This window comes from Vibrio sp. 10N.286.49.B3, from assembly GCF_002873395.1.
In the GTDB taxonomy this organism is placed as follows: Bacteria; Pseudomonadota; Gammaproteobacteria; order Enterobacterales; family Vibrionaceae; genus Vibrio.
This window is the reverse complement of sequence record NZ_MCUV01000011.1, coordinates 54,734-67,928: the sequence shown is the minus strand read 5'-3', so window position 1 is coordinate 67,928 and position 13,195 is coordinate 54,734. Positions and strand designations below refer to the sequence as shown.

General features: G+C 39.9%; 17 protein-coding genes and 1 pseudogene. 6 read left to right on the top strand and 12 right to left on the bottom strand.

From position 1 onward, the window contains the following. Positions 1-60: 60 nt before the first annotated feature. The 3 genes and pseudogenes from BCU68_RS06180 to BCU68_RS17160 all read left to right on the top strand — a co-directional run. Complete coding sequence (locus tag BCU68_RS06180; protein WP_102563915.1) at positions 61-711, top strand: hypothetical protein; 651 nt, start codon at positions 61-63, stop codon at positions 709-711. Beyond that, the gene (locus BCU68_RS06175; RefSeq protein ID WP_102563914.1) at positions 704-1,465 is read left to right on the top strand and encodes a DUF3307 domain-containing protein; all 762 of its coding nucleotides are present in this window, start codon (positions 704-706) and stop codon (positions 1,463-1,465) included. The genes BCU68_RS06180 and BCU68_RS06175 overlap by 8 nt, the downstream gene beginning before the upstream one ends. A gap of 86 nt (positions 1,466-1,551) precedes the next feature. Continuing rightward, positions 1,552-1,797, top strand: a pseudogene (locus BCU68_RS17160) (IS110 family transposase); the annotation flags it as partial. A 428-nt stretch (positions 1,798-2,225) separates the two neighbouring features. On the opposite strand, the gene BCU68_RS06165 reads toward BCU68_RS17160, so the two are convergent. The 3 genes from BCU68_RS06165 to BCU68_RS06155 are packed head-to-tail and all read right to left on the bottom strand — an operon-like array spanning position 2,226 to position 4,169. Beyond that, positions 2,226-2,537, bottom strand: coding sequence for a DUF1330 domain-containing protein (locus BCU68_RS06165; RefSeq protein ID WP_102563913.1), 312 nt, complete (start codon positions 2,535-2,537; stop codon positions 2,226-2,228). A 12-nt stretch (positions 2,538-2,549) separates the two neighbouring features. Further along, complete coding sequence (locus BCU68_RS06160; protein ID WP_102563912.1) at positions 2,550-3,176, bottom strand: antibiotic biosynthesis monooxygenase; 627 nt, start codon at positions 3,174-3,176, stop codon at positions 2,550-2,552. 51 nt (positions 3,177-3,227) lie between these two features. After that, entirely contained in the window at positions 3,228-4,169 is a 942-nt protein-coding gene (locus tag BCU68_RS06155; protein WP_102563911.1) for an NADP-dependent oxidoreductase, read from the bottom strand. Positions 4,170-4,286: 117 nt separating this feature from the next. Here BCU68_RS06155 and BCU68_RS06150 point away from each other — a divergent pair, with 117 nt between their 5' ends. Then, positions 4,287-5,204 (top strand): LysR family transcriptional regulator, encoded by a 918-nt coding sequence (locus BCU68_RS06150; RefSeq protein ID WP_102563910.1) that lies wholly within the window; start codon positions 4,287-4,289, stop codon positions 5,202-5,204. 217 nt (positions 5,205-5,421) lie between these two features. On the opposite strand, the gene BCU68_RS06145 is transcribed toward BCU68_RS06150, so the two are convergent. The 3 genes from BCU68_RS06145 to BCU68_RS06135 form a co-directional block, all read right to left on the bottom strand. Beyond that, positions 5,422-5,955, bottom strand: a complete 534-nt coding sequence (locus BCU68_RS06145; protein ID WP_102563909.1) for a GNAT family N-acetyltransferase — start codon at positions 5,953-5,955, stop codon at positions 5,422-5,424. Continuing rightward, entirely contained in the window at positions 5,952-6,221 is a 270-nt protein-coding gene (locus BCU68_RS06140) for a DUF1778 domain-containing protein (RefSeq protein ID WP_102563908.1), read from the bottom strand. Before BCU68_RS06140 ends, BCU68_RS06145 begins: the two co-directional genes overlap by 4 nt. 172 nt (positions 6,222-6,393) lie before the next feature. After that, positions 6,394-7,302 (bottom strand): response regulator transcription factor, encoded by a 909-nt coding sequence (locus BCU68_RS06135; protein ID WP_241901285.1) that lies wholly within the window; start codon positions 7,300-7,302, stop codon positions 6,394-6,396. Between the two features lie 343 nt (positions 7,303-7,645). Between BCU68_RS06135 and BCU68_RS06125 the strand changes: the two genes are divergently transcribed. After that, positions 7,646-8,578 carry an SDR family NAD(P)-dependent oxidoreductase gene (locus BCU68_RS06125; RefSeq protein WP_102563907.1) on the top strand — a complete coding sequence of 311 codons (933 nt, stop codon included), beginning with the start codon at positions 7,646-7,648 and terminating at the stop codon, positions 8,576-8,578. Here the strand turns inward: BCU68_RS06125 and BCU68_RS06120 are convergent. The 5 genes from BCU68_RS06120 to BCU68_RS16920 form a co-directional block, all read right to left on the bottom strand. Continuing rightward, the gene (locus BCU68_RS06120) at positions 8,556-8,813 is read right to left on the bottom strand and encodes a hypothetical protein (RefSeq protein WP_102563906.1); all 258 of its coding nucleotides are present in this window, start codon (positions 8,811-8,813) and stop codon (positions 8,556-8,558) included. The two genes, BCU68_RS06125 and BCU68_RS06120, sit on opposite strands and share 23 nt — an antisense overlap. Before the next feature lie 274 nt (positions 8,814-9,087). Beyond that, positions 9,088-9,240: a hypothetical protein gene (locus BCU68_RS16925; protein WP_157935170.1), complete on the bottom strand. Its 153-nt coding sequence runs from the start codon at positions 9,238-9,240 to the stop codon at positions 9,088-9,090. Positions 9,241-10,966: 1,726 nt separating this feature from the next. Then, entirely contained in the window at positions 10,967-11,527 is a 561-nt protein-coding gene (locus BCU68_RS06110) for an AcaB family transcriptional regulator (RefSeq protein ID WP_102563904.1), read from the bottom strand. Continuing rightward, complete coding sequence (locus tag BCU68_RS16870) at positions 11,491-11,703, bottom strand: hypothetical protein (RefSeq protein ID WP_133126129.1); 213 nt, start codon at positions 11,701-11,703, stop codon at positions 11,491-11,493. The genes BCU68_RS06110 and BCU68_RS16870 overlap by 37 nt, the downstream gene beginning before the upstream one ends. Before the next feature lie 28 nt (positions 11,704-11,731). Beyond that, the gene (locus BCU68_RS16920; RefSeq protein WP_157935169.1) at positions 11,732-11,878 is read right to left on the bottom strand and encodes a hypothetical protein; all 147 of its coding nucleotides are present in this window, start codon (positions 11,876-11,878) and stop codon (positions 11,732-11,734) included. A gap of 300 nt (positions 11,879-12,178) precedes the next feature. Here BCU68_RS16920 and BCU68_RS06105 point away from each other — a divergent pair, with 300 nt between their 5' ends. After that, the gene (locus BCU68_RS06105; RefSeq protein ID WP_102563903.1) at positions 12,179-12,517 is read left to right on the top strand and encodes a cytosolic protein; all 339 of its coding nucleotides are present in this window, start codon (positions 12,179-12,181) and stop codon (positions 12,515-12,517) included. Between the two features lie 108 nt (positions 12,518-12,625). Here BCU68_RS06105 and BCU68_RS06100 read toward each other — a convergent pair whose 3' ends face one another. Further along, positions 12,626-13,183 (bottom strand): DUF1349 domain-containing protein, encoded by a 558-nt coding sequence (locus BCU68_RS06100; protein WP_241901284.1) that lies wholly within the window; start codon positions 13,181-13,183, stop codon positions 12,626-12,628. Positions 13,184-13,195: the final 12 nt, after the last annotated feature.

The window sequence follows — 13,195 nt, the reverse complement described above, 5'->3', positions numbered from 1 at the left end:
ATTTGCATTATTAGCCATAAACGGCTAAATTGGTGTCTACATGAAAGAAGGAGTTTTAATGTGGAACCTATCTCTAAACCTATCGCAGTGATCAGCGGCGATATTGTCAACTCAACCAAGCTAACATCTGAACAGTTTGAACAACTTCTTAAACGAATCAAGGACATTCAGAGACAGATCACCGAAGCAAATTCATCAAATGCGCACAGCATTGAGCGCGGCGATGAATTTCAGACCGTGGTACATGATATTGAAAACGCTCTGAGATATACCATCATTTATCGTATTGGCATTAAAGCGCTTGGCAAAGTGTTTGATAGTCGCATTAGCCTTGCTATTGCCTCTAATGCCGATTTGCGTGAGTCAGTCTCTGAATCGATGGGTGAAGCATTTGTTCTTTCTGGGCGTGGACTAAAAGCCTTAAAAAGCAACAGGTTGTTATTTAACTCTGACCGTTTCGAACTTACTGAGCACTTTGACTTACTCTTTAAGTACCTCGATAGACAACTAACGGAATTAACCTCGCGGCAATGTGAAGTTATGCTTCCGATGCTTCGAACCAATGAAGGCTTGTCTATTAGTGAGTTAGCAGAAAAGCTTGATATTGCTACTGCCACTGCCAGTAAGTCTCTTAAAGCTTCAGGTTGGCCGCTAATCAGTGAGCTAAATTGGCGATTCATAAACCAAGTGGCTGGACTCAAGTATGTTTAATTTTTTTGATGTTCTAATACCGTTTTTGATGATTCACATCATCTGTGATTTTTACCTCCAGCCGAACCAATGGGTAGAAGCAAAGAAAAAATACACTTACCGTTCAACTGAACTGTACTTTCACTCACTATTACACGGCGTCGCGTTGTTAGTTCCTGCTATAGCGTTAGGTATTGATTGGCGCTCAACAACTTGCTTGGTAGTTATCGTAACGGTAAGTCATTTTATTATCGATTTGTGGAAAGTAAGAGCACGAAATGGTGGTAATTTTTCCTATTTTATTATTGACCAGACTTTGCATGTATCGGTGCTAGTAGCCATTGCCTTTCACATGGCAGATGGTGTAACGATCGATGCCGTACTACAAGATGAGAAGTTCTCAGATGGTGTTATGGTGGTCTTTGCTTACTTACTAATTCTCAAGCCGACTTCGATTGTTATTGGCAGCGTCTTAAGTAAGTTTCCAATATCAGATAAAGATACAAATACTACTAGTATTAGTGGTCTTATCGCAGGTGGTGAGTTGATCGGTTACTTAGAGCGAGTGTTAATACTGACCTTTACGCTTGTGGGGAGCTATGCAGCGGTGGGTTTTGTATTAGCGGCTAAGTCAATATTTAGGTTTGGTGAGTTGAATAAATCAGACGACCGAAGCATGACTGAGTATGTGCTGATTGGTTCATTGATATCGGTAGTGCTCACAACACTGGTAGGTACCTTAATATCACTTGGTTTGGATGTGGAAATTAAATGACCCAAAAGGTATTCGGCAGTTTGTGACTAAATAAGCTCGAATTTTACGGGATAACGATCAATTACAGTGAAGAGAGTTCCCTTCTAATGGTTGGGATCGATAAATGCGGTGGTGTGAAAGAGCTACGCTCCCTTCTCTATCTTGGTGCAATGTCTTAAGTTGGACGACTACCCGAAAAGCCGAAGACTCAAAAGGATGCTTGGTTGAGGAGTATCATAGATCGTATCGGCTTCAAAAAGACCTGCATTGCACTAGCTAATAAGGTGGTACGAACAGCATGGGCAATGCTTCGATATGAAACTGAATATAAACCAGTTTTACTCACCAATTAATCACTAACAAGTCCTAAAATTTTACAAAATGATGATGCATAAAAGGTAAGACCAACCTACTGAAAACCTGACCATTCTGTCATGCTAAGCAAGCTGCTAACACGATAAGGACAGTAGGTGCGCAAAACATCAAAGGCTAGAAGGTAGCTCCTTCAATAAGAAGCCGAATATACGACCGCATCTTAACTTTTATTACCAAAATCACTTTGTAAATACGTGGATTCCATATATGGAATGGGGCAGGAACGTGCCAGTAACAGTAACGATCGCGTCAACACGAAGCGAACAAAAGCTTGTTAAGAAACCAATACAATTAAGGAGGTTCGAATAACCTCTGCTACAAAGTATTCGAATCCCCCTAAAAGTAACGATCAACTTTATTCATCCAATACGCCCTGACGACCAAAACTTAAATAAGATTTTTGGTATTAAGACGGAACAACCAATTTGTCTACAATGTAGCAATCTATATTGGTAGTAGCAGCCATGCGTATGAGTTTTGCGTCACGATATTCAATGTCGTTATCCCACGCTAACGCCGCCTCACGACTGGGAAACTGAATGATAACTTTCATTTGTAAACATCGGCCCGACAGAGTCTGACTTTCATTTGTTGCGACTAAAATCTTACCACCATGCTTTGCAACCGTGTTGGCAGTGACATGGTTTAACCCCGGATTGTATTGTGCATACAGTTCAGCATCCGCAACATCATAATTAACGACATAAAAAACGGTCATTATTTCATCCTATCAGCCTGCAATCTGAGTAACAAAGTTCATGTATTGGTTCATATCACCCACCACGGCTTTTTCCATCAAAGCCCCAGTCACTTTTGCGTAAGGTTGATTAAAGTGGATATCCCAAACATCCGATTCCTTTCTCCAGTGCTCGTACACGGCTAACGTGTCATCACTCCCATCAACGGTGAACAAATCAAACAATAAATTACCTTTCTCATTACGAGTGTGCTTAATATGTTCTGCGAACTGAGTAATTAGCGCATCACGGTGTTCCGTTTCTAGTTTGAAAATAAAGAAAATATTAAACTTATCATCACTTTCATCTGCTTGCTTTAGTGCAACCGGTGCAGGGGTAGTTTCACCAAGGTTCAAAACCATCGCAGGCTCAACCAGAGCGGTTTCTGCTAATGTGATGAATTTTTGAGTGTGTGATTGCTGTAGGTGCGAATTTAATGCATCTTGATCTACCCAACGGTCGTAAGCAAAAAACAGATTGGCATCTTTATTATCCACATAGATACGCATCTGCACGTTGCCAGTTTCCTGACTACTTGCTAATTGGTTCTCTAACAATGCTTGCTGAAATTCATCTTTGTAATCTGGTTTTACTGTAAATTTAATAATTTGGTTAATCATAATTTAATACCTTATTTATTTGTCTCAATACTTAAATTGCTTACGTGAAAACTAAATCATTACGACAACTTTACCGACCGTACGACCCATTTCGATAGCGGTGTGCGCCATCGCTAAATCTTTAAACTCGAAAGTTTGCGAAACATGGGGTTTTATCGATCCACTGGCTAACATTTCAGCGATCTTTGCAGCGTCTTCACCGTCGGAATGAACCAGAAGTGGAGTAATAGTTAAGTCTGATTCAAATGCTATTTTTTGCATGCTGTCTGAAGGCTCACGAATCGTAATAGAAACCAACTGACCTCCGGAACGCAGTACTTGTAGTGATTTTTCTGCATTTTCTGGACTCACCGTGTCAAATGCTAGATCGATGTCATAAAGTACTTTTTCAAAGTCTTGTTCACGATAATCAATGTGCGCATCTGCACCTAACGACATCACAAACTCTTTATTTTTACTCGAACTCGTTGAATACACATAAGCACCCATTTGTTTCGCCATTTGAATGGCAAAGTGACCCACACCGCCTGATCCTGCATGAATAAGCACTTTATCACCTTGGCTTACTCGGCCATTCAGAGCTTGATATGCGGTCATTGCAGCAAGTGTGGTTGCTGCTGCGTCGACAAAATCAACGCCCTTAGGCATTAATGCGAGATGTGATTCTGACGCGGCAACATACTCCGCATAAGCTTTACCATTTCCTGGGAAATTAACCATGCCAAAGACGTTATCACCAACATTGAAATTAGTAACATTTTCACCAGTCTCAACCACTGTGCCTGCAATGTCCCACCCCAAAATGACCGGACGTTCTTCTCCGTACAAATCAAGTAATGCCTCTTCAGCATATTTCACTTTAGTATCTGCTGGGTTAATGCTAATTGCTCGGGTTTCTACCAGTACTTCATTATCTTTAATTTTTGGCTTTGATATGTCGCGCAACTGTAGGTTTTCAATGCCGCCTGCTTGATGAGTAATGATTGCTTTCATTGGTTTATCTCCGTTGGTTAATTCGTTAACGAGTATATAGGTGTCACAATTTGGTATCATCTGCCAAAATAGGGAAACATAATCCTAGTATTCGGGATTAACAATAAGGAGCAATGCGTGAATTTTGATTTAAAAACCTTAGCGTTATTCTTACGAGTGGTAGAAGTAGGAAAAATTGGCCGAGCTGGCGAAGACTTTGGACTTTCGACGACGAATGCCAGTCAAAGAGTACAGCAGTTGGAAGCAGAGTTGGGCGCAAAGCTGTTCCATCGCTCAACAAGAACCATTACGTTGACTCATGATGGTGAAATATTTTTACCCCATGCAAGACGCATTATTGATGATATTGAAGAGGTGGCTAATGTCTTTAAAGGTGACCAGAGCAGTGTTCAAGGTCGATTAAAGATCGCGGTATCTGCTTCATATGGTCGCCATTACATCGTCCCCTTTATCCCTGAGTTACTAGAGTTGTATCCTAATCTTGAGTTAGAAATTGACTTTAGCGATAAAACTGAGGATTTAATCGAGCATGGCTATGACTTAGCCTTCCGTATAGGTAATTTATCTTCAAGTAACCTATTAGCAAGACGCTTGGCTGATAACCCAATAACACTGGTTGCCTCGCCAGACTACATAGAGAAGTATGGTGCGCCTCAAAGCCCTGAAGATTTACTTAAACATCGATGCTTACCCTTTACTCATGCTGTTGAATGGGCATTAATGAGTGCAGAGGGAAAAGTACATAAGGTATCGGTATCCAACTCGGTTTCCTTAAACTTAGGTGATGCGATCAGTGACCTAGTGGAGGCAGGTATGGGTATTGGTATGGCTTCCTACTGGCATGCTGGACCTTCATTAAAATCTGGTCGAGTGGTTCAAGTTCTTCCGGATTATAAACTATTGCATGACACTAAAATTTGGGCGGTACGACCACCTGGCAGAGTTTTACCCGCTCGAGTTAAGGTATTTTTAGACTTTATTGAAAAAAAAATCATAGATACAAATAGAGTGAGATACGAGGATTTACTAATGTAACTTGGTCTTTATCAAGAGCATTGCATGATTATTTTTTGATAACCATTCAAATGTCTATGAACCAGCGCAGACTTTGTTGATGCATAATGGGGCAGAAACGTGCCCTTCAAACTAAATAGTACAACTTGCTCAATAAGGTGGCTTCGGGCTTGTTCAACATTGGGGGGGGGAGTGTTGAACAAGCAACACCTTAATCCTTATTTGCTATATTAGTAACCTATTGACTAAAAAGTTGTTCTACTGTTTTCATTGGTAAGAACATTCGAATATGACCATTCTGTTCACACAGAACTTCAAAGCCAAACTTCATATAAAATGCTTGTGCGGAATTTGTAAGGCAGTCCACGACGATAGCATAAGCTCTCATGTGATGATTAACTTCCCAAAGGTACTTTAAAGCGCGAATCAAACTGATCTTTCCTAGCCCTGAGCCATGAAACTCTTTATGAACAGCTAACTGAGCTAATAGAAAAACAGGGATTGGATATCTAGGTAACTTTTGCGCTAATTTAGCAGGCAAAGTCTCTCGGCTGATAGAACTAGGCGCTACGCTATAAAAAGCACAAATAGCGTACTTTTGATTCAGCAATGGTTGAGAGCTTGGTAAAACCATCGTTCGACTAATACCAGCTTGCATGTGTTTTGCTGCTTGAGTTTTGATAAATGTATTTAACTCTGACTCACCACAATCGAATGAGCTACGATCATGCTTTGATTTACTAAGTTCAACGAACTCTTTTCCCCAACTCACTTGATGCCACTCTCATCGGTGAATTTTACTGCTTCAAACAAAGCTTGATTAGGCGCTCTTGCTTTATCACATGCCATAATAAATTCATCGAAGACACTATCTTTGACTACGATACTTTCGTGTTCTTCAATTACATGAGTTGCATCTTCGTCCATTAACCTAACGACATACTCTGTAAGGCTTTTAAGACCAAGCAAAGCCACTGCTTTTTCTGCTTTTGCTTTGATCTCTTCGTCAAGGCGAATATCTAAACGTGCTGTTGCCATAGGACCTCCTGCGTACGGATACATTCCGTAATAACAGTGATTATAGTGCAAATATTGAACTCATACAATTTGTACGGAGAGTTTACGGAAAAATGCAGTATAAGTCGCTCAACATTTGGATTAGATTAATTGGTCTAAATCTTAACACCCAACTTAAACATTACTGGTGTATTTAGGTTAGATCATTTCGATATTGCCGTGGGCTTACTCCTGTTTTTGCTTTAAAGAGTTTTGAAAAATGTTGTGGGTATTCAAAACCCAGCTCATAGGCTATTTGAGTAATGCTGTCATTGGTTGTTGAAATCAGACTCTTAGCTCGCTCAATTAAAAAAAGATGAATATGCTCTAAAGCATTTTTACCGGTCTCTTTTTTCAGTAAATCACTTAAGTAGTAAGGCGATAAACCAATCTCTTTACCACAGTATTGAACCGTAGGTATGCCTTCTTCAAAAGGTTTGTCGCTTTGGTAATATGAGTCTAAAAGCTGATTAAAACGTCTTATGTAATCGTGATTTAAATCAGAGCGCACAATAAATTGGCGGTCATAAAATCGAGCACAATACTTAAGTAATAATTCAAGATTCGAGGAGATCAACGATTGAGTATGCTTATCCATATTCATTTCGGCTTCATTTGCGATGCTAGAAGCAATATCTGTGGCCATCACACGCTCACGTTCTGAAAGGTGTAAACCCTCGTTAGTCTGGTACTCGAAGAAAGAATAATCAGACATTTTGTTACCAAGGTCAGACCTTGCTATCAGTTTAGGGTGAAAGGCAATAGTCCAACCCAACGAATCTTCAAGTGGCTCTGTTGCTGCAATTAACACTTCTTGACCGGGAGCCATAAACGTCATCGTTCCTTTATCGAAATCATAGGTTGTATGACCATAGCCAACCGTGCAATGAGCGGAATCCTTCAAAGAAATTAAAAAGAGTTCAAAACAGATTTTGACATCTTCTTTCACCCCCTGTTTGACCTGAGATGCTTTGAAAAAACTCACTAACGGGTGAGTAGGAGCACCTAGCCCTAACGCAGCATGTAGGTCAGAAATTGAATTTATGTGTAGTGTGTCGGTCATTTATCTACTCTCAAATATTCTATCTAATCGGTCGAAAGGGTGACTGCTTTCATCGTTTTTTTGCTCGTCCTGCAGGAGTTAAGTGGAATGGGTTTTATATCACTCAAGGAGCTTACACTGAATTTTGGACAGCAAGTGCTTCAACTGATAATAAAGCGATTATACGAACCCTTGCTTACTCTTGGTGGAATGTTCATAAAGGCGAGATCCGCCGAGCTACAAGTACTAAGGATTACATGTTTTCTGTTCGTTGCGTAAAAATTTAAGACTGATTTTTAGAACGTCGTAACAATTAATTCATGGCCTTGCGCCGCCTTTACACTTTTTAATAATGGTAAATACTATGAACTATTCATCAGTTTTAATTACAGGTGCAAACTCGGGGCTGGGGTTTGAAGCAGCACGACAATTCGCCGAAAAAGAGGGCATTTCGAGAATAATATTAGCATGCCGTGATAAAAATCGTGCTGAGGAGGCGCTTCGCCAATTAGAAGCCTCAACCGGTAAGGCAATTTTTGAAATTTTACTTGTTGATGTTGGCGACGTTGAATCATGCCGTCAAGCAGTCGATAACCTTGATTCGCCAGTGGATGCCATTATCTTAAACGCAGGAGGTGGCGGAGGAACCACTCCAACTGAACTCACTAAAGATGGGGTAATGTTTATTTTTGCGATCAATGTTTTAGGACATGTTCAATTTACCAATCACCTGATTAAAAAAAATAAACTCTCAACTGGTGGTTCAGTTATGTACGTCGCAAGCTTTGCCGCAAGAGGTGCCCCTGAAGTGGGGGCAGGTCGTCCTCCTATTCAAAAGGGGTCAATTGAAGAGTGGAGGAGCGTAGTTAATGGTGACAAGTTTGCTGAAAACAAAAACTATACGGATATTTATGGTTCAGTGAAACTCATGGGCGCATTATGGACGATGAGCATGGCGCGAGAGCATACAGACAAAAGATTTATCACGGTTGATCCCGGTATGGCTCGTGGCACTTCTGGTACGGTGTCACTACCTTGGCACCAAAGGTGGGTCATGGATTCTGCTATGTGGGTGATGCAGAAGCTTGGAAAGGCACACTCGGTAGATGTTGGTGCTAAACGTTATGTCGATGTGCTACTAAACAGCGATGAATTTAAAACTGGTGCATGGTGGGGAAGTAAGAAAGGGATGACAGGTGCACTGGCGAATCAGGTAGACCACTGGCCTGAAATTATAGGTAGCCAATCAGCACAAAACAACGCTAACACTGTCATCAATCAATTTCTAACAGCTTAGTACCGTTGTCCTGTGTGTAATCTTCACTGGCTTCAAATTTAGTATAAATGTGATTAGTCTCGGCAATCGTCTTTGCCGAGATTGGTAAAGCCACGCTGAGCAAAAAAATCAACCCTACGTAAATAAACCACAATCTCAGTTGAATTATGAATGGGAGTTCCTTTCCTTCGGTCAGATTTATCTTAATGCCACCCACCAATATTTCATCACATTTTTCGCCCGTTTCGTTATCCATAACTTGTTTTTCGATGTGTAAATCCGGCAGTAGTACAAGTTGATTTTGCGCATCGATTCGTAAGAGCTTGCGGCTGAAGATTGAGAGCTTTCTAGGTTAGATTGTTCTGCACGTAAAGCGACATTATCTTTAGATAAAGTACGGAGCTCACTTAACACGTAGTTTTGGTTTGCTTTGTTACTAAGTTCAGTTGAGAGCAATTCTGATAACTCTTTATTTTGAGATTCAAGTTCACTTAAGTGGTTGCCAATATTGCTTTCGTTGTACCTCGATTCTAGCGCATTTTTATTTTTGCTATTTCAGTATTTTGTTCATCTTTCTCATCATTAATGTCGGCTTGAGGCTGCTCATTTTCAAGATTGTGCGAAGCTTTTTTATGTTCACTTTCGTCATCGATAACCTTTGTGCTGCCAGTGTTAATATCCATATTTTTACTGTGCGTATTCTGACTAGAAATATCGTCTTAATTTAGCTCTAAAATATCACTGTTTTTCATGTTCATTTAGTGACTCCTTTTAACTTGGAATTATGTCTATATCACGGGTGATGTGATCGACTCTCACAGAGTAAGCAGCACCGACTAAAATGGATACCACTTGTTGTATTGAAGCCGAGTAAAAAGAGCGATGAATAAGTGGTATTTGTAGTGAATAAAGACGCAATGTTTCGTGGAGTATTTTCTCTAATTTTGTTAGGGCGTAACCCGAATTTTCTAGTACATAATTGATTGCTTGGTCAACGTTAGTTACTTCTCTTGGGAAATCGAAACTGTCGATATTTTTTAATGAAAATTTCTGCTCATAATTAGTATCAACTACAGTACTTGTTTAGCCGTTTTGTGGGTGCTGATATTTATGATCTTGAGGAATGATCGTTTCAGTAAATGCGGCAGTATGGCAGACATAATAATGGTTAATGCTAATCCTCTTAGCTTTATGTAATGCAATTCTTTTCATTCAAATTAGCGAGTATTTGCAACTCCAAATAGTGAAAAAGCCGTCGTCTAGAATGAAGTGACGGGTTGTGAGAGTGCCTGTAGAAATCCATTTTTGATCGTTATAAACATCTAGTTGATAGCGGTACAAATAACTCAGAGTTCTGAATGTTTTCCATTGTTAATATGTGCGTTTGTCACGTTTGATATGCAGTTTCAAGTTGTCTTGCTTCGTGTATTAAGAAAAGCATTTAAAGCCCATGCTCAATTGCGTATGGGAAAATTTTTATAGAGCATCACTCTCAGTTCGATTAAATAGTAAGACAGAAAAAATATGAGAATCATAAGGAAAAAAGAGGCTCCTATTTTTCCATATAGATTATCTTTATATAATCACTATATATTTATATAGGGCGCTCGAAGCCTTGTTCGGTAAGGGTTTGAGCCATTTTGAAAAATGCTCAATTTGACAGTTGCCTACTTTTTAAACAGCGTTCTTCGGCTCAGCTTGGTTAAGAAATGAACAGTGACACGGTTTGGGTAAATTTTTTTTACCCACTTTGGGTAGTGATTTGGCGAGATTTGACACGGTTTGGGTATAAACGCTACCTAAACCATGTCAACTTTTACCTAACTTGGGTTTTTTTAAAAAAGCGATTGACACGGTTTAGGTAGAAAATTCTACCCACTTTGGGTAGGGTTCCTGCCTTAGGCAGGATGTATCTTTGCCCGCTTGGGTTTTTGACATGGTTTGGGTAAAATTTTTTTACCCACTTTGGGACGAACTTTTTACCCACTTTGGGTATAATTCCTGCCTTGGGCAGGTATAAAATTAGACATGGTTTAGGTAAATTCACATCACCACGCTTAAATGCGCATTTTAAGTAGTGCATTTATTGACCGTTTTTACCTAGCTTGGGTAAAAATTGACACGGTTTAGGTATGAAATTTAAGGTATTTGACACGGTTTAGGTAGAATCCTGCCTTGGGCAGGTAAAAACCTTGTGCCTACCTTGGGTATAAAATTCTACCTAGTTTGGGCAAAAGTTGACATGGTTTAGGTATAAAATTCTACCTAGTTTGGGTGTAAAGTTCCCAATCTAGGTAAAAAGTTGACACGGTTTAGGTATAAAAAAAGCAAGAATTTAGGGCGTGAATTACCCCAAATATCTTGCTTAGACGGTGGTTTTTGTGAAGTTTAACTAGCTATTCTTTTGAGTTAAGTGCTCTCAATGTGCTCGGAAAGAACGTTTAGTTTGTCGTGAATATCGTTCACAGTATTGTAAGGTCGAGATGCAATGCGAGGTGCGTATTCGCTGCGAATTTTCATCATTAATACTTCATCTGGTCGTAGCGTGTTTGACGAGTTGGCATTTTCCAATTCAACCATCGTTCGGATACCCGTTTGCGTTCTCATAGCGATATCAGTACGAGTCACTACAGAGTGATTGTAGCGTTCAGGCATGTGCAAAATAGAACGGAAAGCTTTTGCAGCTTGGTGCTTGTAAAGGCTATTCGTTTTGTAGTTAATGATTGCATTTGATTGAGCAAGATTACCTAATAGCCAAAGGTGATCGGTTTCTTTCACTAGCCACAATAAACTCATTATAATGCTGTGCCGAAATTGAGGTTCTAACGTCACCACGTAATCATTTTTTACGTACTGAACAGCAGCGTTATGGAACTTAAACGTTGCTTCCATTTGCATCTCTAGGTTTCTTGATTGAGGTCGAATTTCTTCGGCTAAAGACTTGGTTCTTTCTTGGATATCAAGTCGCACAGAATCAGCAAAAGGTTGTCGTTTTTGATCGCATTAAACAAGCGATCAATAGTGCGGTCAAAGCCCTCTAAAACCTTCTGATAATTCATTGCATCTTTGTTGTTTTTGTTCTTACTTTCACGTCGAATATCGGGCAGTAATTTTGCCGCTTCAACGGTGTAAAAATCAACTAACAATTGAGACCGTTTTGGACGAACTTTTTGGTCATATTTCGGATAACATCAAGCAATAAATATCCATGTCTTCATTGATGCCTGCTTGTGTTTCACCAATGACTTTTTCTTCACCTTTGGTTTCAACTTTTGCCTCTGCAGCTTTAGTGATTGGCTCTGTAATGAATGTAATTTTCACACAGAAAAAAAGAGGTGTATTGATCTATTACTTTCTTGTCGTTCACTGTATCTATATCAGAAAATTCAGCTCGCATAGTTTCATCTTAGGGAGCATAAATTGGAAGGTCGCTATAATCAAAACGTTTAAATGGAGTACGAATATTCTGTTAATTGTACCTTCATTAATAGTTGTCTCATAGTTACCAAGATGGATGCAAATCGATGTGTAGTGAATTAGAAAATTTGGCCACATAAATGTCTACTATGTACTCTTCTGATAGTGATAGAATCCCCGCATCAGAATAACCGAGACACTCTTATGTTTATCCATCATGTTAACGGCATCGACTGGCTGGTGATTACAGCTTTTGAAGAACTGAAACCTATGTTTATCGAAGAAGCCGGTGCGATCCCCTCTTGCTTCTCTATCGTCAGCGAATTGAGCCTGATAGATCAAGCCAAGTGCACTTATGGATATTTGCCTCCACTTAGCGGCGTAATCACTGATACCGGTACATTTCAACGTCAGGGTAACGAAGAATATTTGAACCCACAGCTTGCCTGCCTAGTCGAAGGGGGTGGTCGGGTGTTTATCTATCACGGCGGTTTTGTGGCTTTTGTTGATGACGAGCAAACTTTTATTACCCAAGTAGGCTGAAAAATTTTAGTAAGTTGAAATCGGCTATTTGGCATTACGAGCAAGAGATGGGGCAAAGGTATATTACCAATGCCCAGTCAAAAAGCCCTTCATATTATAGAGATACCATTAATTCAAATCAGTTAGCTCAAACGCGCTAAATTTAGCAAAGTTGGGCGCTGTGATTCTACCGCTAAAGGTGTAAAGCATGACACCTTGTTCGCCTCCAGATAGTACTGCAGTGCTTATAATCGGTAGCCATGCGGCATTCGCTCGCGTTCGGTAATAAGCGCGAACTTCCATGTCGCTTCTCTCCAGCTTGAACGATACTGTCGACTCATCAAATAGAATACGATGTTTAATATCAGGTTGACCATTTTGCTCTACAACAAACACCAGCGATCGCTCACCCATAAACATCTCTTTACTGATTTTAATATAGTTATTATTGTTCCAGTAAATACCTAGTCCAGCCTGCTCGAAACTGAGGTTCGGATCTAGATTAATCGTCACCTCCGCGCTGTATTGTGGCTTGTCTACCGGATAAATAAAGATGTTATCTACATCCGTGGCCCCAGCTCCAAAAATATTCCCCTCTTGAACTTGCATCGTAAGTACTTCATTTTTTAACGACCAGTGCTCTGGGTTTTCATTTTGAATCGTCCAATTATCTAGATTGTTCATCATTGCGCTGTTCCT